The organism is Adlercreutzia equolifaciens, from assembly GCF_029076695.1.
In the GTDB taxonomy this organism is placed as follows: Bacteria; Actinomycetota; Coriobacteriia; order Coriobacteriales; family Eggerthellaceae; genus Adlercreutzia; species Adlercreutzia equolifaciens_A.
The window spans coordinates 918160-939873 of the sequence record NZ_JARFIK010000001.1 but is presented as its reverse complement, the minus strand read 5'-3'; the positions used below and the strand labels follow the sequence as shown (position 1 = coordinate 939873).

Annotated in this window: 22 protein-coding genes and 1 tRNA gene; 5 read left to right on the top strand and 18 right to left on the bottom strand. The window is 62.2% G+C overall.

Annotated elements, in window-relative coordinates; all coding sequences use genetic code 11:
- Positions 1-64: 64 nt before the first annotated feature.
- Entirely contained in the window at positions 65-1819 is a 1755-nt protein-coding gene (locus tag PZH32_RS03740) for an FAD-dependent oxidoreductase (protein ID WP_275206295.1), read from the bottom strand.
- A gap of 283 nt (positions 1820-2102) precedes the next feature.
- Here PZH32_RS03740 and PZH32_RS03735 point away from each other — a divergent pair, with 283 nt between their 5' ends.
- Positions 2103-3755: a helix-turn-helix transcriptional regulator gene (locus PZH32_RS03735; RefSeq protein WP_275206294.1), complete on the top strand. Its 1653-nt coding sequence runs from the start codon at positions 2103-2105 to the stop codon at positions 3753-3755.
- A gap of 77 nt (positions 3756-3832) precedes the next feature.
- Here the strand turns inward: PZH32_RS03735 and PZH32_RS03730 are convergent, their stop codons facing one another.
- Together PZH32_RS03730 and PZH32_RS03725 are read right to left on the bottom strand one after the other, a co-directional pair.
- Positions 3833-4735, bottom strand: coding sequence for a peptidoglycan-binding domain-containing protein (locus PZH32_RS03730; RefSeq protein ID WP_275206293.1), 903 nt, complete (start codon positions 4733-4735; stop codon positions 3833-3835).
- Between the two features lies 1 nt (position 4736).
- Entirely contained in the window at positions 4737-5792 is a 1056-nt protein-coding gene (locus PZH32_RS03725) for a polyprenyl synthetase family protein (protein ID WP_275206292.1), read from the bottom strand.
- A gap of 260 nt (positions 5793-6052) precedes the next feature.
- Between PZH32_RS03725 and PZH32_RS03720 the strand changes: the two genes are divergently transcribed.
- Together PZH32_RS03720 and PZH32_RS03715 are read left to right on the top strand one after the other, a co-directional pair.
- Complete coding sequence (locus tag PZH32_RS03720; protein ID WP_275206291.1) at positions 6053-6913, top strand: sortase domain-containing protein; 861 nt, start codon at positions 6053-6055, stop codon at positions 6911-6913.
- A gap of 90 nt (positions 6914-7003) precedes the next feature.
- Positions 7004-7088, top strand: a tRNA-Leu gene (locus tag PZH32_RS03715).
- 89 nt (positions 7089-7177) lie between these two features.
- On the opposite strand, the gene PZH32_RS03710 is transcribed toward PZH32_RS03715, so the two are convergent.
- The 7 genes from PZH32_RS03710 to PZH32_RS03680 all read right to left on the bottom strand — a co-directional run bounded on the left by PZH32_RS03710 (position 7178) and on the right by PZH32_RS03680 (position 13491).
- Positions 7178-8125, bottom strand: coding sequence for a Ppx/GppA phosphatase family protein (locus PZH32_RS03710; RefSeq protein WP_275206290.1), 948 nt, complete (start codon positions 8123-8125; stop codon positions 7178-7180).
- 63 nt (positions 8126-8188) lie between these two features.
- Complete coding sequence (locus tag PZH32_RS03705) at positions 8189-9268, bottom strand: septum formation initiator family protein (protein WP_275206289.1); 1080 nt, start codon at positions 9266-9268, stop codon at positions 8189-8191.
- Positions 9269-9349: 81 nt separating this feature from the next.
- Positions 9350-9730 carry a metal-dependent transcriptional regulator gene (locus PZH32_RS03700; RefSeq protein ID WP_275206288.1) on the bottom strand — a complete coding sequence of 127 codons (381 nt, stop codon included), beginning with the start codon at positions 9728-9730 and terminating at the stop codon, positions 9350-9352.
- A gap of 116 nt (positions 9731-9846) precedes the next feature.
- Entirely contained in the window at positions 9847-10080 is a 234-nt protein-coding gene (locus PZH32_RS03695; protein ID WP_275206287.1) for a hypothetical protein, read from the bottom strand.
- A gap of 9 nt (positions 10081-10089) precedes the next feature.
- Positions 10090-12615, bottom strand: coding sequence for a FeoB small GTPase domain-containing protein (locus PZH32_RS03690; protein ID WP_275206286.1), 2526 nt, complete (start codon positions 12613-12615; stop codon positions 10090-10092).
- 201 nt (positions 12616-12816) lie between these two features.
- Complete coding sequence (locus tag PZH32_RS03685; protein ID WP_275206285.1) at positions 12817-13047, bottom strand: FeoA family protein; 231 nt, start codon at positions 13045-13047, stop codon at positions 12817-12819.
- A 165-nt stretch (positions 13048-13212) separates the two neighbouring features.
- Positions 13213-13491 carry a FeoA family protein gene (locus tag PZH32_RS03680; protein WP_275206284.1) on the bottom strand — a complete coding sequence of 93 codons (279 nt, stop codon included), beginning with the start codon at positions 13489-13491 and terminating at the stop codon, positions 13213-13215.
- 376 nt (positions 13492-13867) lie between these two features.
- Here PZH32_RS03680 and thrC point away from each other — a divergent pair, with 376 nt between their 5' ends.
- Both thrC and PZH32_RS03670 read left to right on the top strand, forming a co-directional pair.
- Positions 13868-15451, top strand: coding sequence for a threonine synthase (gene thrC, locus PZH32_RS03675; RefSeq protein WP_275206283.1), 1584 nt, complete (start codon positions 13868-13870; stop codon positions 15449-15451).
- Between the two features lie 66 nt (positions 15452-15517).
- Positions 15518-15862 carry a winged helix-turn-helix domain-containing protein gene (locus PZH32_RS03670; protein WP_275206282.1) on the top strand — a complete coding sequence of 115 codons (345 nt, stop codon included), beginning with the start codon at positions 15518-15520 and terminating at the stop codon, positions 15860-15862.
- Positions 15863-16249: 387 nt separating this feature from the next.
- Here the strand turns inward: PZH32_RS03670 and PZH32_RS03665 are convergent, their stop codons facing one another.
- From PZH32_RS03665 to PZH32_RS03630, 8 genes are read right to left on the bottom strand one after another with little or no spacing between them, the layout of a single operon-like run.
- Entirely contained in the window at positions 16250-16723 is a 474-nt protein-coding gene (locus tag PZH32_RS03665) for a DUF192 domain-containing protein (RefSeq protein WP_275206900.1), read from the bottom strand.
- Positions 16660-17169: a hypothetical protein gene (locus PZH32_RS03660; RefSeq protein ID WP_275206281.1), complete on the bottom strand. Its 510-nt coding sequence runs from the start codon at positions 17167-17169 to the stop codon at positions 16660-16662. Before PZH32_RS03660 ends, PZH32_RS03665 begins: the two co-directional genes overlap by 64 nt.
- A gap of 9 nt (positions 17170-17178) precedes the next feature.
- Positions 17179-17637, bottom strand: a complete 459-nt coding sequence (locus tag PZH32_RS03655) for a hypothetical protein (RefSeq protein WP_275206280.1) — start codon at positions 17635-17637, stop codon at positions 17179-17181.
- A 17-nt stretch (positions 17638-17654) separates the two neighbouring features.
- Positions 17655-19775: a molybdenum cofactor biosynthesis enzyme gene (locus PZH32_RS03650; RefSeq protein WP_275206279.1), complete on the bottom strand. Its 2121-nt coding sequence runs from the start codon at positions 19773-19775 to the stop codon at positions 17655-17657.
- Positions 19765-20286 (bottom strand): TadE/TadG family type IV pilus assembly protein, encoded by a 522-nt coding sequence (locus PZH32_RS03645; protein ID WP_275206278.1) that lies wholly within the window; start codon positions 20284-20286, stop codon positions 19765-19767. The genes PZH32_RS03650 and PZH32_RS03645 overlap by 11 nt, the downstream gene beginning before the upstream one ends.
- A 13-nt stretch (positions 20287-20299) precedes the next feature.
- Positions 20300-20524, bottom strand: a complete 225-nt coding sequence (locus tag PZH32_RS03640; RefSeq protein ID WP_275206277.1) for a hypothetical protein — start codon at positions 20522-20524, stop codon at positions 20300-20302.
- Positions 20488-20730, bottom strand: a complete 243-nt coding sequence (locus PZH32_RS03635) for a hypothetical protein (RefSeq protein ID WP_275206276.1) — start codon at positions 20728-20730, stop codon at positions 20488-20490. The genes PZH32_RS03640 and PZH32_RS03635 overlap by 37 nt, the downstream gene beginning before the upstream one ends.
- Positions 20731-20757: 27 nt before the next feature.
- Entirely contained in the window at positions 20758-21546 is a 789-nt protein-coding gene (locus tag PZH32_RS03630; protein ID WP_275206275.1) for a type II secretion system F family protein, read from the bottom strand.
- Positions 21547-21714 lie beyond the last annotated feature (168 nt).

Genomic DNA, 21714 nt, shown 5'->3' with positions numbered 1-21714 from the left:
CGAAAAACGCCGCCCCGAAGGGCGGCGTCCAGGGAGGGTATGGTCACGCCGAAGCGCAGCGGTGCTACTTCTCAGCCAGCATCTTGCCAACCATGCGGCCGAAGGTGGCACAACGGCCGGCATTGATGCCCGCAGCCAGGTTCGGGTAGGTGCCCGCATAGAAGCTGCCCTGGTCGTTGCCGACCACGTACACGCCCTCGATCACCTTGCCGTCCTTGTCGAAGGGCTGCAGGTCCTCGTTCACCTGAACACCGTCGAGGGTGCACAGGGTCAGGCCGCAGTTTTTCACCGACGCATAGAACGGCGGTGTCTTAATGGCGGATAGGCGGAACGCGTCCTTGCCGAACTCGGGATCCTCACCGTTCTCGTAGTTCTCGGTCTGACGGGCGCAGGTGGCCAGGAAGGTCTCCTTGTCCTCATCGGCAAAACCCAGCTTGTCAGCCAGCTCCTCCAGCGTGTCGGCTTTCACGATGAAGCCGGCCTCCACGAAGGACTCCATCTCGGGCTCAATCCACTCGTCCATCATGCCCGGGAAGGCGTCATGGTCGGAGCCGCCCTCGGGCTGCATGTAAATGGTCGAGCAACCCACAGTATGGAAGATGGGCACGTAGGTCTTCCAATCGCTGTCCCACACCTGATGCCAGTAGCGCTCGGCCTCGGGACGCTTGGAGGTGGCGCCGAATACATAGTCGTAGGGCGCGCTCTCATTGTGGAAGCGAGCGCCATGGGGATCCACGCGCAGGAACGGCTGGCTGGCGAAGAAGAAGTAGCCGTACTCCTCGCCGCCGATCTCATAAGGTGTGGCAATGTCCTGGTCGGCCGTCAGCAGGCAGCGATTGAAGGTAAGGGAGGTGTGCACGGCGTCCATTTGTGCGCCGGCCCACATCAGCGCCTTGATGCCGTCGCCCGTGCAGGAGGGGAAGGCGTCGAACGTCCCCAGGCAGGAGTAGCGCGTCGGCTGAAGGGCCTGGTACATGTCCTGGTTGTAGGCGTAACCGCCCGTGGCCACCACGACGCCCTTGGAGGCGTTGATGCGGATCATGCCGTCCTTGCCCTCGGCATAGACGCCCATCACTTTGCCGTCCTCTACAATCAGAGCGCGCATGGGCGTATCGAAGCGAATATCACAGCCGTCGAACGAGGTGATGTACTTGTCGAAGATCTTCGCCACATCGCCCTCACGAGAAGGATACTCGCCGTTCGTGCCGTGGCCGGTGGGCCAGTCCTTGTAGAAGGTGTCCTTCGGCATGTTCCACTCCAGCTGCACCTCCATGCCGTCTTTGGCAATGAGATCGGCGTACCAATCGATGGCCTCGCCCGAGTTGAGCGCCCACTTGCGATAGAGCGCCGAATGGATCTGACCGTCGGCGTAGCGATCCATGTCGTTCATGATCTCCATGGGGTTGATGTAGCCCTTGTCGCCCACTTCCTGCTGGAAACGGGAATTGACCGCACCCAGAGCCGAGGAGCGAACGGAGTTGCCGGCACCGCTCTTCTCGATGAGCAGCGTCTTGGCACCGTTCTCGGCCGCCGTGGCCGCGGCGAAGTAGCCCGACGTTCCGGCACCGATTACCAGCACCTCGCAGTCCACCGTCTCGACGCAGTCGCCATCAGAGATGGCCGGCGCCTCGCCGAGCCACGCGTCTTCAGCGGCAGCCGTAGTGGCGCCCTCGGCCGCAGCGTTGGCGTCAGGGGCGCTTTCTCCGGCGGGAGCCTTGGGCGAGCAACCGGCCATGGCGCCCACGGCCGCCAAAGAGCCCAGCGCCGCCGCACCCGTCAGAAACGAACGACGAGAGAAAGAAGTTTCATTCGCAGTCATGCAAACCCTCCTTGAATCCTGCCCCTGGGCGAAAGCCGGAGGCGAAGCCAGATCCTTCGCCGCCGTGGCCCCCTGGGGCACCCTCCCTTGCATTTGCAAGGCACGACCCATCTTGGCCGTTCGAAGAGGGCGAAACATCGCCTGAAAGCTGGGTTTCCCCGTTTTTCACCTACAATAGGTGAGGGTGGATGGAGGGCCGTCACCTACAATACTGCCTGGGAAAATAACCCGCGAGAGTCCATGCTCAAACATGGCGGCATGCAGCGGGCCTAGGGGAGGGACTATGACCGAGCATCTTCGGCATCACAGCGCCATGCAAGGCGCCCTTGAGAAACTCGAGGGCGCGTTCAAGCTACGCTACCTCGGCATCGGGTTTATCTGGTCCTGGGTCTATGCCTCCTACAACACCTTTGCCGTGTTCCCCGACCGCTCGGGCGTGTCCATCAACGCCGATGCCTCCTGGCTCGTCTCGGCTATCACGGCCGTCGTCGTGTTCTGGCTTGGCGGCCTGATCGGCGCACGGTTCCAGCAACCCCGCGCACCTCGCCTTGCGATGGCCGCTGCCGTGCTTCTCGCCCTCGGCACCCTCATCTCGGCAGCTCCGGGGCTTTTTGGCAGCGCTGCCGCCGCGCTGGTTATCGTCAGCGGACTCTTGACCGGCTTCGGCTCGGGCGTACTCACGCTACTCTGGGGCCAAGCCTTGGCCGAGCTGGACACGGAGTGCGCCGAACTGGCCATCCCCGCTGCCTCGGTAGTTATGCTCGGCTGCAGCCTGGTTCTTCCCTACCTGCCATCCCTCCTGGGACTCCTTGCCACGACATCGCTTCCCCTTATTTCGGGAGTCTTTCTGCTGCTCACCTATCGCGACCTGGCCATCCTTGCTCCTCTGTCGCTTGACGCGGAAATCTCTGATCATCAGGCTGCGCCCACTCCCGCCTCAACCGCGACCCCCTCGCTGCGCGATGCGCTCGATGCTCCCGCATTCCGAACGTTCGCCCGCATCGCCGTGCTCTTGTTTCTCTCCTACTTCGCTATCGGCAGCTCGGAGGCTCTGCAGACGAACGCCGATGCACCGCTCTTCGCTTTTGGCGTCGACGCGCCGTCCCTTATCGGCTCGGCCTGTGGCGTCCTGCTTTTCGTTGCTTTTCTCTTCTTTGCGGCGCGTCCTACCTTTGATGCACTGTTTCGCCTCATCGCGCCCTTGATCGTCGGCTCCCTGGTACTTTTGCCCTGGGCCGATCTGTGGGCCGTGTTCGTAGGCACTACCTTCACCGCTGTTACTAACACTATTCTCGACGTGGCCGCCATGCTTTTCATCATCACTCTGGCCCACCGTTGGCACGCCAACGCCCTGCTTGGCATCGGCATCACCCAGGGGTCGTTGCATCTGGGCGTGGTGGCGGGCAATGTCTTCGGCGACCAGGCCAGTCGCAGTATGCTCGGCGGCACGCTCGATATCTTCACCATCACCTTGATCATCATTGCCGTGTTCTCGCTTGCGTGGTTGTTCTTCCCCGCCGATCGCCCGAAACGCGGACAGCGCCTAACGGATCGGGCGGCTCAGACCGCCGTTGCATCCAGCGCTGCCTTCGCGCATCAAACGGCAGCGCTTTCGGACACGAACGCACTCGGCACGACGACGGCCGCCGATCTCGTAGCAACGCCGATGCCGCAAGAAGTCGCCAGCCTCGACTTCGCTCCCGAGGCGACCTCGAGCCTTGATGCCACCTGCGCCGCGCTCGCCCAGAGCCATGGCCTCTCGGGACGCGAGACGGAAATTCTCGGCTATCTAGCTCGCGGCCGCTCGCAGCCCTATATTCGCGAAGAGCTGGTGCTTTCGAAGAACACCGTGGCCACCCACGTGAAGCACATCTACCAGAAGCTCAACGTGCACTCCCGCCAAGAGCTCCTCGACCTCATCGAGTCCGCGCGCTAACAAAAAAACGCCGCCCCGAAGGGCGGCGTAGGCGCACATGGTTTGTCAGCCCACCGCAGAAGACGCGCCGTTCTCCCCTACTCCTGCAGGGCGGCGCACAAAGCGTCGAGCAGCGTAATGGCATAGTGCTGAGCGCTGCGCTCCGGACCTGCCTCCAGCCACATGGCACCGGGAAGCAACACCGACAGGCGCGGCCAGGGGGCATCCTGGGCCACATCGATGGCCGATTCCAGGCGCAGCCCCAACGTGCCCTCGTCCTCGTAGGACACCAGCGGCACGCCCACCTCGGCGTCTTCAGCCGAAAGCAGCACATGCACTAGCATCATGGAAGAATCGGGCGCCACCGACAGGCTATCGGCGCTGATGATCTTCGAGGCCGGATTAGTGGCCAGCGACAAATTGGACATGCGCGAGGCTACCGAGCGCGAAAACTCGTCGGTACCGAACAGGCAAACCGCATGGCTCTCCAGCACGTCGGCAGCGCGGGCAAAGCCCAAATGCCGCGTGGCGCCGTGGGTGGCCTCCTTGCCTACCCACGAATGCGCTAAGTTGCGCAAAGCCGCATAGGTGTAGGCGCCGGCAATGCCGTCAGAGGGCAGTCCCAAGTTCAGCTGGAATCGGCGAAGCGCTTCCTCGGTGAAAGCACCGAAAATGGCATCCTGACCGCCGTGGAAAAAGCCCAGCGCGCCCAGCGCCTGTTGCAGCTCCAGCACGTCATGGCCATGGAAGTAGGGCATGCGCAGGTACAGTGTGCGGTCGCCCAAATTGTAAGAGGCATCCACCAGGGCGGCCCACACTTTGTCGGTTACCTCTTCGGATACCGGCAGCGAGGACTCCAGGCAGAACGCCGCCAGGGCCCGCACCGTGGCCTCATCGAAGGTGCCGGTGACGGCCGCCTCGTCCAAATGCCCGATGCGGCACAAGCGCTGCTGCACGTCTTCGACGGCAGCTCCCGTGTCATTGCGTTTGATAGGCTCCATATTACTTCAACCTGTTCACGAACCAGTCGGCCATGGAAAGCAGCAGATCGCGCGAGGGCGACGGCTCGATAGCCTCCACCAGACGCTCCTTGGCGCCCTCGGTAAGCGACGCGGCGTAGGAGCGCGCGTACTCCAATGAGCCCGCCTTCTCCATGAGGTCCACGGCCTCGGCCAGCACCGCCGGATCCTTCTCCTTGGACGACAAGATCTCGACGAGGCGCTCGCGATCGGCCGGCTCGGCGTTCTGCAGCGCATGAACCACCACCAAGGTGCGCTTGCCCTCGGTGATGTCGTTGCGGAAGTCCTTCTTCGTGCTCTCCTCGGTGCCGATGAGGTTGAGCAGGTCGTCCTGAATCTGGAATGCCAGGCCCGTGTCCAAGCCGTAGCTGCGCAGCGCCTCCACCTGCTCGTCGGTGGCGCCGCCCGTAATGGCGCCCACGGCCAGCGGCACCGCACCGGAATAATGGGCGGTCTTGTGAATGGCCATGGTCAGGTAGTCCTCGGGCGTGATGTCATAGCGGCCGTCGCGCGCCCAGCCAATGTCGAGCGCCTGGCCCTCTACGGTGCGGCAGGTCATGGCAATAAGCTCGCCCACAACGCGCACCTTAGTGGCATCATCAAGCAGCGGGTCGCCAATAACCGTGCCATTGACCAGGGAAAGCGCCAAATCGCCCATGTTGATGGCAAGACCCAGCCCCTCGGTCAGATGCAGACACGGCTCACCGCGGCGCAACTCGGCCTCGTCGGCAATGTCGTCGTGAATGAGCGCCGCCGAATGGAAGTGCTCGATGGCCGCCGCCGCCGATAAGGCCCGGGCCGGATCGCCCCCGACGGCCTTGCAAGCTGCCACGCAAATAAGCGGGCGATGGCGTTTGCCGGCGTTCTCGCTATAGTGGAACAGCGGGTCGTACAAATAGCGGTCCATATCGGGATGGCTGCCGCGCGGGATAAACTCGTTGATCAAGACGCCCACGGGGTCGGCGAAGTTGTTCAGATACTCTTCAAAGGTGGCAGGCGCCTCGGATGCGCCCTCGAGAATTTCGTTGATAGTAGTCATAGTGCTTTCTTGCCGCGGGCTTCTGGTCTCTATGGGGTTCATCATACTACCACAGAACCCTGCTGCCCCCGAGACTGCCCAAATCATGGACAAGATTGTAAGGTTGAAGGCATTATCTCCTCCACCGTTTTTCTCTCTCTGAGGGTAGAAATTTTGACGAGAAGTCTATAAAGTAGTAGCTACGAGTTGCGTGGCGCCCACACCCTTGCAACGCACCACGGCCCGCACCTCGTTCAGCGCGTCCATCCAGAAAGGCCATCGTGACTGCTTCGGCAACCCATAGCTTTTTGCCGCAGACCCCCCTCCGGGCCCTGGCCGGCTTCGGGCTGGCTCTCACCTTGTGCCTTCCCCTGTCTCTTGGCGGGGCTCCTGCCGCCGCAGCAGCGGAAACCTCCGCAACCGCCTCTCCCGTACAGGCCGGCGTCGTGGAGGCCATAACTGCTCTCAGTCACCGCGTCGAGCGCCAAAGTCAAACCGTCATCGACGAGAAGGCCCTCGAGTACGCCCGCCGCGCCGATGCCGCCGACGAGCAGCGTCGCCTGGAGGCCCTTAACGCGCGCGGTCAGAGCGCCGCCGAAAAGCAGCAGGCCTCTGCGGCCGCAGCAGCAGCGTCCGCCAAAAAAGCCGCAAAGTCGTCCTCCAAGACTCCCACGTCCGAGACCATCGACGATGGCGCCACGCCCTTGGCCTCGGGCACCGAGGCACCGGCCGCCTCCGCCAAAACCAGCAGCAAGAAAGCAGCCAAGCGCACCAGCACGCTTTTCTTCCGCGACGTGTACGTGCCCTTCATCCAAGGCTCGCCCGACGACATCACCGCACCGGCGCTGACGGCTAGTACCTGGGGCGGCACCGGCGACGTCAACGACGACCAGAACACTTACTTCATCGGGCACAATCCCGGCGTCTTCAACGAAGTCATGAACCTTCAAATCGGCGATGAAATCACCGTATGGGATGCCGCGGGGAAAAAGCGCACCTACTACGTGTTCGACACCCTCACGCTTCCCAACGCCTCGAACTACTACACCTACGAGGCCCGCATCGCCCCCCTCGGCGAAACCATCACTCTGCAAACCTGCTGCGCCGACAACAAGAACGTTCGCTGCGTCATGGCCCGCTAGCTTTTTTCGCCGTTCTTTCATGGTAGAATGCAAAGGCTCGCTGGAAAGCGAGCCTGTTTTTTCAGCATCCGTCCTCGTGATGCACGCTTCGGGGGTGTGGCGGAATTGGCAGACGCAGCGGACTTAAAATCCGCCGACTTCGGTCTTGTGGGTTCGAGTCCCACCGCCCCTACCACGTTTGGGATTTCCATCTTTGTCCCCGTGCTTCGGAAGGCCATCCCGTCTCAACCGGCAGAGCTTCCTCGCGAGGCGTTCCCCGCGCCTCTAAGCCCGGGCAGCCTCCAGAATCATCCCGTTTAAAATGTCCGATTCGCTGACGGTATACGCGGCAGCGTCCGCCAGACGCAGCACTTCTTCCAAGATGATGAACCCGGCCACAATAACGCCGGCACGCTTGGGATCAAGGCCCACGGTACGCTCGCGCTCAGCCGTCGGCAGCGCCGCCAAGCGGTCGGTAATGGCCCGCAGCTGCTCACGCGTGACCACGGCCTTATGAACCCTCGACGAATCATAGACCGCCATTTCCTCGCGGATGCTCACCACGCTCGTGGCTGTTCCAGCCACCGCCACCAAACGCTCGATGGCAAAGCCGCGGGCAGCCAAATCGCCGAAGTACGCAGTCATCTCCTCGCGAATCCACTGACGAGCCGCCGCCATCTGATCGGCCGTGGGCGGATCGCTGTGGAAGAAGCGCTCCGTCACGCGGCGGCAGCCGATGTTGAAGGAATGGGACGCCACGGGCTCGGCGCCGGCGCGCCCGGCCACTACCTCGGTGGAGCCGCCGCCGATGTCCACCACCAGCAAGTTCTCCCCGGGGAAATCGCTTGAAGCGCCGGCGAAGGTAAGGGCCGCCTCGCGCTGTCCAGGAATCACCGTCAGCGTCACCCCGCGCTCGGCCAGAAGCGCCGTAAACTCCTCTGCGTTGGAGGCGTCGCGCGCCGCCGAGGTGGCCATGGCAATCAAACGCCGCACGGGATGCTCGACCGTATCAAACTGCGCCAGCACGGCCAGATAGTCGTCCACCGCCGCCATCACGCGCTCCATGGCCGCCGGCTGCAACCGCCCGGTGGCATCAACGCCAACGCCCAAGTCGGTGATGCGGTATTCCTTGTCCAAGTCGGTCAGCGCGCCATCGCGCACGTCGGCCACCAGCATACGGCAGGTAACCGTACCGATATCGAGAGCCGCGTAGCGGCCGTTCTCGTAGGCCATGGATGCCTCCTTCTGTGCCTTGCCACGGAAAAGGGCCCCGTCAGGGGCCCCAAAAGGTACCGATTAGGCGTCGCCTGCGTCGGCCCCGGCTTTATCTTCCACGCCGAACAGCGGATCGAGCAGCCCCGAATACCACGTGTCAGGCAACGGTATATCTTCGGACACAATATTGCTGCGGAAGGTGGAGGAGTCCTTGGGCTCCAACCCCGATACGCTCACCGCGTGCTCGCCCTCCTTCACCCAGCCGAACTCGGTGCGCGCCCGATCTTCGATGCCGGCATCCGTCTGCAGCGCCGCCACCTGCTGGCTAATGGCCTCGTTGCGCTCCACCACTGCCTGGTACTCGGCGGCCAGACGATCGCGCTCGCGCAGCTCGGTGTAGAACTGCTGGGCCGGCCCGTAGAGCATGGCCACCCCGAAGGCGACGCACAGAGCGCAGGCGCCCAGAACCGTCAGAGGCGCTCGGAAGCGCGAACGCTTCTGCGAGGCAGCGAAGGAGCCCGCACTGCGGCCCCTGCTTCCAGCACCATCCTGCTGCATGCGAGCCGAACGCTTATGGGTGCTGCCCATTTCGCCCTTGTACACGGCAGCCCGCGGACCGCCCTGCGACGCATCGGAGGGCTTGTCCTTCTCATACTGGCGGAAATAGGCCTTGCCCGCGCGCTCCTTGGTCCGGGCTCGGCGGCCTTCGCTCGCCGAAGCGCGCATGCGGCCGAAGAGGCTCTTTTTCTCGAAGCCTTCATCCTCGAAGCGATCCTGCTCCGCACGCCCACGACGGCCATCGGCCGTCATCGAGGACGAGCGATCGGCCGCGCTTCGCCGCGAAGAGGCTCCAAAGGACTCCTGTGTCAGGGCCAGCGCCGGGGATGCACCCCTGCGCATTGATGCCCATCCGCCACTGCGGCTGCCCGCGGCATCACCACGGGTACGCGGCGCACCGGCAGCGCTACCGGACCGCGACGTCCGTCCCGCCGACGACGCCGTCACCCGCGAACGCGTCGAGGACACCTCGTCGAAATCGCCCCTTCCCGCCCCAGCCTGACGCGCACGCGAGGCATCAGGGCGTACCGAAGCGCCACGCCGCTGCACGGTGGACCGACGACGCACTGCGTCGAAGGAGACGATATTCGCCTGAGGTTGCACGGAAAGGTTCCTTTCGCTGCCGTGGTGTGTTTCTAGTGCGTGTAGCGAGCCGAAAGCAAAGGCGGGGCAAACCCCGCTTTATCAAAGGTTGAGGCTTTTTACAAAGGCCTCCCACTTCTCAAAAGAATCATCGCTGATGGCGTGCTCCATCTGGCAAGCCTCCACCTCGGCCACCTCAGGGTCGATGCCCACGGCCTTGGTAAGAAACTGGAAAAGCAGGTGGTGGCGATCGAGCACCGACTGCCCGTAGGCATAGCCGGCGTCGGTCAGGGTGATATCGCCGTAATGGGGCTGCACAGCCAGCTGCTGCTCCTTCAGCGCCGAAACGGCCTTGTTCACCGATGCCTTGGAAACACCCAGCTTGTTGGCCACATCAACCGATCGAACGGGCACAGTGTTCGTGCCGCCCAGCATGACGATGGCCTCAAGGTAGTCCTCATGAGACATGGATGTTTTCACCACGGTACGCTCCTATCCAGATGGTCACTCCATAGTAGCACGTTCCCATGAAAAAACGAGGCTCGGAAACTGAATTCCGAGCCTCGTTTCATAGAGTCTTCGCCGAGCGGCAGGGGCCGTTACCGACCCTTCTCCTTCTCGCAGCAGCAACCCTTCTTGGCCGCCTCGTCCATGGATTTCACCATATCGTCAACGGCCGAGCAGCTGGGACAGCTGTGGCACGAGCCCTCGTCGCAGTCGCCCCCGCAGTCGCACAGACCGCGATGGGTCATGCGCCGGATGGCCAGGACGGCCAGAGCCAAGATGACAATCAGCAGAATGACCGTAGGTACGTTCAAGCCAAGATCTTGCATGGAAACTCCTTAGGCGTTGTTGGTCGCCGTCTCCAGCTGAGCGTTCTTCGGCTTAGCAGCGGGACGGAAGATAAGGAACAGCATGCCCGCGGCCACCACCACGGCCACGGCCGTGAAGGGGTTGAGGGCCACTTCGCCGGTAGCCAAGCCCACGAACTGGTAGATCATCAGACCCACGCACCAGGCGAAGATGCACATGTAGCCCACGGCGGCCCAGGTCCACTTGGCGCTCATCATCTGGCGACGGATGGCGCCGATGGCAGCGAAGCAGGGGGCGCACAGCAGGTTGAAGGCGCAGAAGGCCATGATGGCTGCCGTAGAGCCACCCAGCATGGCGCTGAAGGACACCCACAGGGACGGGTCGGTCTCGCCGATCTCGTCACCCAGGCTCGTGATGATGCCCACCGTGGAAACCACGTTCTCCTTAGCCACCAGGCCGGTGATGGAGGTAACGGCAGACTCCCAGTTGCCAAAGCCCAGCGGCGCGAAGATCCAGGCCAGAGCGTTGCCCAAACCGGCCATGATGGAGTACTGGATGTAGTCGTCCATCTCGGGATCAAGCAGGCCGAACTGGCCGTCGTACACGCCGAAGTTCAGCAGGAACCAAATGACCATCGAGGAGATGAAGATGATGGTACCGGCTTTCACCGCGTAGCTCTTCACGCGCTCCCACATGGACAGCAGCACGTTCTTCACCGTCGGCAGGTGGTACTGCGGCAGCTCCATAATGAAGGGAGCCACCTCGCCGGCGAAGGACTTGAACTTCTTCAGGATAATGCAGGACACAATGATGGCGAACAGGCCCAGGAAGTAGAACAGCGGAGCCACCCACCAGGTAGCCTCGTAGTCACCGCCGGCCAGCGCACCGAAGACCAGGGCGATGATGGGCAGCTTGGCGCCGCAGGGAATCATCGTGGTGGTCATGATGGTCATGCGGCGATCGCGCTCGTTCTCGATGGTCTTCGTGGCCATAACGGCAGGCACGCCGCAGCCCGAGGCAATGAGCATGGGGATGAAGGACTTGCCGGACAGGCCGAAGCGGCGGAACACGCGGTCCATAACGAAGGCGACGCGGGCCATGTAGCCGCAGCCCTCCAAGAAGCCGAGCAGGATGAACAGCACGATCAGCTGCGGAATGAAGCCGAGCACGGCGCCCACACCGGCGATGATGCCGTCAAGGATGAGCGACTGCACCCACGGAGCGGCCCCGATGGACTCGAGCCAGCCGCCCACCACCACGGGAATGCCCACATGGTAGAAGCCGTAATCGGCCGGATCGGGCTCTTCGGCTTCAAGGGCCTGGGCGAAGGCGGCAGAGTCGACAGCCTCGGTAGTGAAGGTGCCATCGTCTTCTTCCACTTCCATCTCGCCCACGACGCCGGCACTGTCGGCGGCGTACATGAAGTTCTCAATGGCCTCTTCATCCTCGGCCGTCGGCTCTTCGGCCTCCAGCGCGGCCGTGAAGCCCTCCACGTCCAGGCCGTCTTCCTCGGCGGCCTCCAGATAGGCATCGATCTGAGCCTGGTAGCCCTCGTACTCCTCCACGTCGCCCTCGTAGGCCTCGGTGTTGGTGTACAGCCAGCCGTCACCGAACAGGCCGTCGTTGGCCCAGTCGGTCACATAGGTGCCCACGGTGGACACCGAGATGAAGTACACGAAGAACATGACCACGATAAAGATCGGGATACCGAGGATACGGTTCGTCACAATGCGGTCGATCTTCTGCGTGGTGGTCATGGCCTTGGGCGACTTCTTCACGCTCTCGGCGCACACGTCGGAGATGGCGTCGTAGCGCTCGTTGGTGATAATGGACTCGACATCGTCGTCCTCGGCGTTCTCCAGCTCGTCGCGCACGGCGGCAATCTTGGACATCTGGGCAGCCGGGAGGTTCAGCTTCTCCTCCGTCATCTGCTCGCCCTCGAGCAGCTTGATGGCATACCAGCGCGCATGGCGGCCGCTGATGGCGGGACCGGCGATGTCGATCACCTTGGCCAGAGCCTCCTCGACCGGCTGGCTGAAGCCCACCTCGGTCGTGGGGGTCACGCCCTTGGCAGCCTCGGCCTGGGCGGTCTCCAGCAGCTTGTCCATGCCGCGGCCCTTCAGCGCCGAGGTCTCCACCACAGGACAGCCCAGGCGGCGGGACAGCTCGGCCACGTTGATGTTGTCGCCGTTCTTCTCCACCAAGTCCATCATGTTCAGGGCGATGACCGTCGGAATGCCCAGGTCGATGATCTGGGTCGTCAGGTACAGGTTACGTTCCAAATTGGTAGCGTCAACCAAGTTGATCACCACGTCGGGCTTGCCGCTCATCAGGTAATCGCGGGTGACGATTTCTTCGGGGGTGTAGGGGGACAGCGAGTACACGCCAGGCAGGTCCGTGATGGTCACGTCCTTGTTGCCGCGATACTTGCCTTCCTTCTTTTCAACGGTCACGCCGGGCCAGTTGCCCACATACTGGTTCGCACCGGTCAGATCGTTGAACATGGTCGTCTTGCCGCAATTGGGGTTGCCGGCAAGGGCGATGTTAATTGCCATGATCAGCCTTTCCTTTTCCATGTTCCTTCTCGGTCAAAGCCTCTCTCAAGACGCCCTCCCAAGCGTCGCTTTGCCAAAAGTTAGTTCAAACTAACTGGTCGGGAGAAAAAATGCGCCGAAGCGCAGAGCCAAACCGCAGCGGATCATCCCGCCTGGCTCGGTCATTCTCAAGCAGCGTGAACTGCTCGAACGCTCATTCCGCTAGGACACCAGCACGTGCTCGGCCTCGTCCTTGCGCAGCGAGAGCTCGAAGCCGCGCACGGTCACTTCGATGGGATCGCCCAGGGGCGCCACCTTGTGCACATGCACTTCGGTGCCCTTGGTCAGGCCCATGTCCATGATGCGACGCTTCACCGCGCCCTCTCCCACCAGGCGACGAACCGTGACGGTATCCCCTACCGGCACATCGCGCAGGGTTTTATCCTCTGCCATGGATTTTTCCTTTCTTTCCTCAGTGAACTTCCGTTCGGAGCCCACCGACCAGCGATCCTGCAGCGACGACACAACACTCAGGCCTATGCCGTCTCGCAACCCGTCTTTGGGACGCGGCGCCCACACGCACGCGCCTCCTTGACAGGCGCGAGGATCTTGGCGGTGTTAAGCGACGATGATCTTAGAGGCCACCGATCGATCGAGAGCCACCTGCGCGCCCTTGATCGCCACAATGAAGTTTCCCGCCTGCTCGGAAACGACGGACACCGACGCACCGGCAACGAACCCAAGGTTCTCCAGGTGGTGATGCACCTCGCCCTTTCCCCGCACCCGGGTAACTTGAGCAGTATCACCGCTTTTCAAAAAGGTCAGCGGCATCGGCTGGCACGACGGGCCCGCGCAGGCCTGGCTGCGGACGCCTTCCATAACCATCGCATTGCTCATAACGACTCCTAACATTGTTAGCTGCATGCAACTGAGTATTGTAAACCAAAGCTAACAGAATGAGTAGCCCCGAGTTAACTTTTTTGGCAAGGGCAGAAAATCGTTGCCGAGCGTCAACGTGCTGTCACAGAGAGCGACAGAGTGTTGCCGCGCCGACGCCAAACGCTGCATGAGCGCCACCAAGCCGGTGCCGAATGCCGCATGAACGCCACCAGGCCGACACCAAACACCGTACGAGCGCTGCTGGGTCGCGTCGAGCACCGCGCCATCGCCCTCTCCCCCGCATCCGTCGGTGGGGTCTTTGTGGGGCGTCGAAAGTGAACCGCGCGCATCATAGTATACTTTCCCCAGCTATTACCGATGAGAAAGATGAGCCATGTCGCACTCCACCGATCGCATCGCCTCGTTCGGCGAGAACCGTTACATCGACACGCGCGGGGCCGGCGAATCCCCCGTTCCCTTCACGCAGGCAGTGGTGAACGGCCTGGCCCAGGGCGGTGGACTCTACGTGCCCCAAGAGCTTCCCTCGCTGACGGTGGAGGACATCGTCGCCCTGGCGGCATTGCCCTACGCACAGCGCGCCGCCGCGGTATACAAGGCCTTCAACATCGACTTACCCGATGAGACCATCGAACAGCTTATGGAACGCGCCTACGGGACGAACTTCGACGACGAGGCCATCTGCCCCATCACGTCTCTGGACGAGAACACGCACATTCTGGAGCTGTGGCATGGCCCCACCAGCGCCTTCAAGGACATGGCTCTGCAGTGCCTGCCGCATTTCTTCGCCGCCAGCGCTGCCGCCTTGCGCGAGCGCGGCGAGGCGCTGCCCAGCTTCATGATCCTGGTGGCCACCTCGGGCGACACGGGCAAGGCGGCCCTCGAGGGCTTCAAGGGCGTCGACGGCGTTTCCATCGGCGTGCTGTTCCCCGACGGAGGCGTCAGCGACATCCAGCGCAAGCAGATGGTCACCACTACGGGCGACAACGTGCAGGTGTGGGCGGTGCGCGGCAACTTCGACGACTGTCAGACCGGCGTTAAAAAGACCTTCTCCGACGAGGCCTATGCCCAAACTCTGCGCGAGGATTACGACATCGCCCTGTCGAGCGCGAACTCCATCAATTGGGGTCGCCTTCTGCCGCAGGTGGTCTACTATATCTCCAGCTACGCCGAACTGGTGGCTCAGGGCAAAATCGAAGCGGGCCAGGAAATCGACGTGTGCGTGCCCACGGGCAATTTCGGCAACATCCTTGCCGCCTGGTACGCGAAGCAGATCGGCGTGCCCATCGACATGCTTCTGTGCGCCAGCAACGACAACCGCGTGCTGACCGACTTCATCAACACGGGCACCTACGACATTTCCGACCGCGAATTCATCCTCACGGCCTCGCCCTCTATGGATATCCTCGTATCTTCCAATCTGGAGCGCCAGCTCTTCGAGCTTACGGGCCGCAACGCCGATGCTATTCGCCAGTGGATGGCCGATCTCAACGAGAAGAAGTGCTTCCGCGTTGACGAGGAAACCTTCCGCGCGGTGCGCGAAAACTTCAGCGCCGACTCCGTGGACAACGCCACCTGCCTTGCCACCATTAAGCAGGTGCTCGACGAGCACAACTACCTGCTCGACCCGCACACCGCGGTCGCCTACACGGCAGCCCAGAACCTGCGCGGAGAAAACCCCGTGCTGGTGGCCTCTACCGCCCACTGGGCCAAGTTCGGCGACAACGTGTATCGCGCACTCCACGGTCTGGCGCCGCATGAGCCCTTGCCCGCCGACGCCGCAAGCCTTACGGGCTGTCAGCTCAACGAGCTTATCGCCACGGAAACAGATAAGCACGACATTCCCGCCGGCCTGGCGAACCTTGATACTATGGAGGTACGCTTCTCCGACGTGATCGACAACAGCGTCGAAGCCATCGAAAAGGCTGCCGCCTCGTTTTTGACGCAGCAGACCAACTAAGTACGTCCATCAATGCGCAAGCGGCCATCGAAGAGGAAACAGCCGCTCGGCAGAACGGAGGGGGACATGGGACAGCTCCAATCACTGAAAATCGGCGTGCGTCTTTCGGTGAAGAACCCGACAACAAGCGATAAATCGGTTTTTGGCCCCGGCATTGCCGCCTTGTGTCAAGGCGTGCGCGAATGCGGTTCGCTCAACGCCGCAGCCAAAAACATGCGCATGGCCTACAGCAAGGCATGGCGCGTCATCAAAGAAGCTGAGGAAACCCTGGGCATGCAGCTGCTCCTGCGCGACGGTGCCCATGGCTCTTCGCTCACCGAGGACGGCAGCAAGCTTCTTGACGCCTATCTGGCCGTAGAGGAGCGCCTCAACGAGGAGGCGCAGCGGCTCTACGAGGAGATGGTCGGATAGCTCAACGCGGGCTCCCCAGATGGCTGGGGCTCATACGCCATTACCCCGCCCTCCCTTCTTCGCACCTCCAATGACAGACGCAGCACCGGCTCCTCGTCTTCACCTGATTCCCCAGCCTCAAGGGGAAACGCCATGAACAGCTCGGGCGAAGGCGAAGGCGACGGTGCCGTCGAGCCTCTCGTCAGGTGCGCCGTTGCCAACACCACCCATTCGCCAAGATCCAACGCGCAAGAATCGCGCACTGCCGTTGAATCCTTCCTCCTGGCGCCTCCTTCAGTGCCATCGGCATCTTCGAACTCGCATAAGCACTTGTAGCAGATTCCCATGTCTTCAAAGAGATACGTCTTGCAGCGAGGGCATTGTTTCACCACGTCCCCCTTTCTGCCCTCATCGAGGGCGCCGTCCCAATCCCAAACTTTCCGCGGTAATCAAGCGACAGGGCCCCACCTCTCCTGCGCGCAGAACGCGCGGATACTCACGACACCCTGGCACCGAGATCACATCTCCCCGCTGAAACCAAGGGCCTGGCTGGGCAAAACGCTCAACGGCCCCAAAGGCTCGGGGGCATCTCAGGCGCGATTTCGGCCGCACCTTGCGATGCACTTCGAGCACCCTTCCCGCTTCGTCGACGAAGAGGATGTCGAGGTTGCGGCGCATTGTAAGCGTGTGCACATCGCGACATCGCGGAAACACCATTACCCTGCGATCAGGAAGACCTCCCGCCAAGCCGCGCAGGCGCCTCCAAGGACTGCGCGCCACACACCAGATCCCCCCAAACGGGGCCCCAGCCCCGTCCTTTACGCGCCAGACACCTGAACGACGACGCTGACTTCCTCTCCAATACCGGCGGTGCTCATCCATAGCCATTGGCAATTGCCCCCTTCCTTAATACCGGTCACCAAACCCTCCGTGCCGCTTTCCATAAGTACCCAACCATGCTCCTCAAGCTCGCTACGCAAGTGAGCCTCAACGTCCGGGGCCAATCCACGCTGAGAGAATCCCACGATGGACCAGGCGTCCTCCGCCATCACGTCATAGACGTTCTCGAGCGAAACCACCTCTTGCGCAAACCACGCCGGTGCTTCTTCTCGATCACGTCGCTTCACTCCTGATGCGGCGCCGAGCCCATCGAAGGGCTCTGTGCCCGGCGTCTCCAGCGCCTTTTCGACAAACGCACGACCGGAAAGCGCCGGTGCCGGCTCCGGCCCCCAGCCCACCGTGGCTGCTACGGGATTCCAAAGCGCTGTCACCACCACGAAGGCTGCCACCAAAAGGCAGGCCCGGCGTAAGCGTCTCGCCTCTACCACCGTGCCTCCTCAAAACAAAATTCCGGGCCGATAAGCATCCACCACCATGTCAACTTCATGATTAAGCGCCGGTAGGGAAACGCCGAACACTTTGCTGCGCAATGACAAGCCAAACAGAGTCGGCCGATAGCTCAAATACCCCCGGTAACGCGTCAGGCCCGGAAAAGCGCCCTCCGGCTCCACACGCACCGACACGTTAGGGTCATCGAGCGCTGCCTCGGTGGCCTCGCGCACGTGCGCCGCTACCACTTGAGCATTCTCACCCGGCCCCGGGGCCGTACCGTACGTGCAAACGCTTTGGCGCACAACCTGATCGAACGTCGTGCACATGCCGAAGAAGGTCAGGGCATTGACAACAATGACCGCCACGAGAATGGCAACGGGAAGCGTCACCACCAGTTCAACGGTCGCCTGACCCTTCCTGTCCGTTAACAATCGAGCGAACCGCGCGTTTCTCCCCGAATGCATCCTCATCCTCCTCTCGCCTAGCTCCACGCCCGCAAGCCACTCAGCGACCCGTTGAGCGATCGCAACAAATCGGTTGCGCGTTCCACCAGTCCCTGCGCGCCCTCAGTTACCGACGGCGGCAACGTCACCGTAATGGGGAACGACAAACCTCCCACGGGAAACTCGATGCGGGCAATTTCTATCTTGCCCGTCCCCAGCCGATCGAAGGCTTCCCGCTGAATGCGGTCTGCCAACGCTACGAAAGGATCCGTCGATGTTGCCGGAAAGGAGCACACGGTGCGCTTGACCGTCTGAAAACGCACGGCAAATTCGCTGCCATCGGCCTCAGCCACCGCGTCGCTGTTAACGAGCACCGGCTTGAGGGGCTCGTCTCGGGCCGGCTCCAAGCCGACATCCTTAATACGGTCGCTAAGGGCATCGGCGGCCCAGGTACCCAATCCCGAGGAGCCGACGAGCGGCAAGCTGTTCAGGGCGTTCTTCACGCCGTCAAGAAGCGCCCGCTGGCCCGAGCTGTATACACTCAGCATGCCAGACCAGCACTGCAGCACCAAACGTCCCGCCCCTGTCAAAATCGATCCATCGCCCTTGAAGCTGTCGAGCAGGTTCCCCACCACCGACGCCTCCTCCGAGGTGTCCTCGATTAACGTTGCCGCAGACAGGGCGGCTCGCGTGCCCAGAGTGGTTTTCGTCGAGACGAAAGTGCTCTCAAAGACGCCCGTCGAGGAACCCTGGGGTGACACTACCAGCGCGATGCACCCCGACGACCCCGGCGGTTCCGCCGTAATTCTCTGAGCAGCAGCACCTTTAAGCGCCTCGAACGCCTTGTCGAGAAGGTTTTTCGCATCAGCCTGAGCCGCTTTCTTGTGCGGCTTCGCCTCTTTGATTGCCTTCTCGTAATCCTCCGCAGCCCGCGCCACGGCATCGTAGTGGTACTCGAACCCATTGTCGATGGACGTTGAGGCGGCGGCCACCGACCCCAGCAGGCTCACCTTGAAGTGGCAGGACGGGCAGGTCTCGAATTCGTAATCGTCATCATCGAGCATCGAGGCCGACCCGTAGCCAATTGCCGGATAGGCATCGGGACAGCCCTCCCAGGCATGCATGGTCCAGCGATCCTCTTCGTCGCTGGAAACCGGATAAACCACCTCTGTGTAAAGAGAAGTCTCCTTCATCTGGTTGGTGTTGCGAGGAAACCGAGGGAAAAACGCCGAGAACCCCTCGGCGTTTTCGCGAACATAGCCCCGAGCAAGCTCGTCGCAGGCGTAGGCGTAAAACCGCTCTCGCAGTGCGGAACGGGCACCATCCTCCACGGAAGGCCCCTCGGGGGCTTCGCTCGCCCATCGTGCCCGGTAATAAGCTCGCGCTCGTTCAAGGGGAACAGCGAACGACCAGGCATCTACCGATTGATAAAGCGGATTTGACGACGCGCCCAATCCGGCCAGATGGGCCGCTCGCTCGTACATGCAATATCTTGGATTATCTCCGCAATCGCGCTCAAACGCCCGCTGCTTTGCAGCATTGGCCTCCTTCGAGCTTTCCTCCGCCTTCGCAGCTGCCTCAGCCAGATCGTCCTGCTTTTCGTCCACCGCCGTCTGCATATCCTCTTCCTTGGCGTTGGCCTTGGAAACAATAGGCTTTCCCTTGGAGGGCACCAGCACCCCCATGGCAAAATAACTGTAGGGGCGCCCCTGCCCATTGGCAGCCGCCACGGCCGCTCCCTGGGCCGCGGCCAGGAACGGAAGGGCCTTCTGGAGCTGATTCAAGCCCTGCGCTGCCCGCTCCGAGAACGTATCGCGCGCCTTGAGCACCTTGGCGCCGATCTCGATGAGCTTGGCACCTACCTCCGCCGTAGGGGGCACGCACAGCGCCACCACCCCCAGCCCATAGCAGGAGATGCCCAGAAGCGACATCGACAGCACCACGCTATCGCACAGGCGCACCGCAAGCATGAACTCGGCCACCTCGTTCTCAGCAGCCAGGGCGGCCGCGTCGGCCACCTCCTGGATTTCGGATGCCTGCGCGTTGACGCGATAAACTTGCGCCGTCGAGAACAGAAGAGAGAGCGCCAGCAGAAGCGAAATGGCCATGCCTGCCGTGGTAAACCCACGTTCATCTCGTATCAAATCGTCAATGGTCATGCAGCCACTCCCCCACTTTCTCGCCCGGGTCAGAGCCTCCAAGAGCGTCCTGGACCCAGTCCGACTTCGTTTCCGCGGTCGCCGAAACTTTTACCTCGAGGCACCCTCGCTCGTTGAGCAAGCCCAGCAGAGCGCTGGCCGTATCGAGCAAAGGGAGCGGCTTCACCTCGGTAGAGATGGAGACACTCACATGCGAGGAGCTGCCGTCGCCTTTGCAGGTAATGCGCCAGGTGCACTCGCGGCCATGCACGTGGAAACAGTCCACCGAGGGGACGGCGCTCAGGCGACGCCTGACGAAAGCCTCGCACGAGCCCTGGGCGTTCGTTTGGGCCGTGGCCAGCAGGCGACAGCCCTCCCACGCCGCCCCCTCCATCACCATGCGGTCGTACAGCACAATGGCGGGTTGCACCAACATCAGCACAAGAATGAACAAGACCGGAAGAGCTATCGCAGCCTCGACCGTCGTTTGCCCCAAGACGCAGCGCGCCTTTTCCGCCATGCGACCACCCATAGCCCCTCCTTTCCTAGTAGCTGAAAATATCAACAACCCAACCGATAAATCCGTGAATATGATGTGATGCCGCCGCAAGCGCATGGTCGACGAACATGCCTTGGGAAAGCCCCTTCCACAGAGCGCCCGCCGCAACAACCATGGCCATGAAGGCCGCCGTCACGACGGCGTACTCCACCGTGGTCTGGCCCGCATCGCTTCCTAGAGGCCATTGATGCCCTCGGTGATTGCCGTCCACAGCGCCTCGATGTTCGGCCGAAACGCCGTGATGGCTATGATGGCGATGACCACAAGAACTCCGACCAGAATTGCATACTCGGTAGTGCCCTGACCTGCTGTGTCTTCCATTTTTGCACGCATGCGCAGGGCATTTGAAGCCATGGCGCTTCTTGCCTTCTTCCTCCATGCGCCCACCGTTTCCATAGCCCGCTTCCATTGATTCATCGTGCCTTCCTCTCTGACGTTTCCGTCCTAAAAACCGCCGGCCAGCTCAAGCAAGACCGGTCCCAACACCAACAGCAGCATCGCCGGCAAGATCAGCATTCCCGTAGGCACCATCATCTTGACGGGCGCCTTGGCCACTTGCTCCTCCTTACGCACCTGGTACCCGCGTCGCGCCTCGCGCGCGGCATCCTCCAGGTTGTCCGCCAGCGTCGATCCGAAGCGCAACGAGCGAATAATGTTCTCCACAATGCGCTCCAGAAGCGGTGAGGCGTAGGAGGCAGCCACATGGCGCAACGCATCGGGGCGCGATGCCAGACCGCGAACCCATTGGCCCTGAGCTCGCGAGAAGGAGTGAGCCAGCAGTGAGTCGAAGTGGCTGACGTACAGATCGAGACCGCGATCAAACGACAGGCCGCTGCGCAATCCAAGCGCCACCACATCGAGCATCTCTGACAAATGCCGCTCCATTTCCTCGGTGCGCTTCTGCGCCCTTCGTCCTACGGCCCACGGCAGCGCCTGCCAGCCAGCCACTACGCCACCCGCCCCTGCCAACATCCCCATTTCCAAGGAAAAGGTCAGGCCTAACACTAGGCCTATGGCCCCTAGACAGAGCGCGAGCCGCACTCGCGCCTCCCACACCACCGCCGAGCTAACGCACCCTTCCAACCCCGCCGCCTCCCATGGCCGCTCGTCGACGGCACGTTTTCGCAACGAAGGAGGCGCAAGCCACTGAAACGACCCGCTCCGCGATCGGCGATCGAGCGAGAGCGCAAAGGCAATGATCTTCGACACCAGGCCATCGCCTTTGCCAGCCATCGCCGCCGGCCCCGATCCTTCTCCCCGCTGCGCCTCTTCTCGAACAGTGCGAAGCAGATGCGCCCGTCGCCGCCATGCGCTATAGCATTGCCAAAGACACCAGCCGCCCACCCCGGCACAGCCAACTGCCAAACAGACAACGAGACCGTCTAACATTCCGTGCACGTC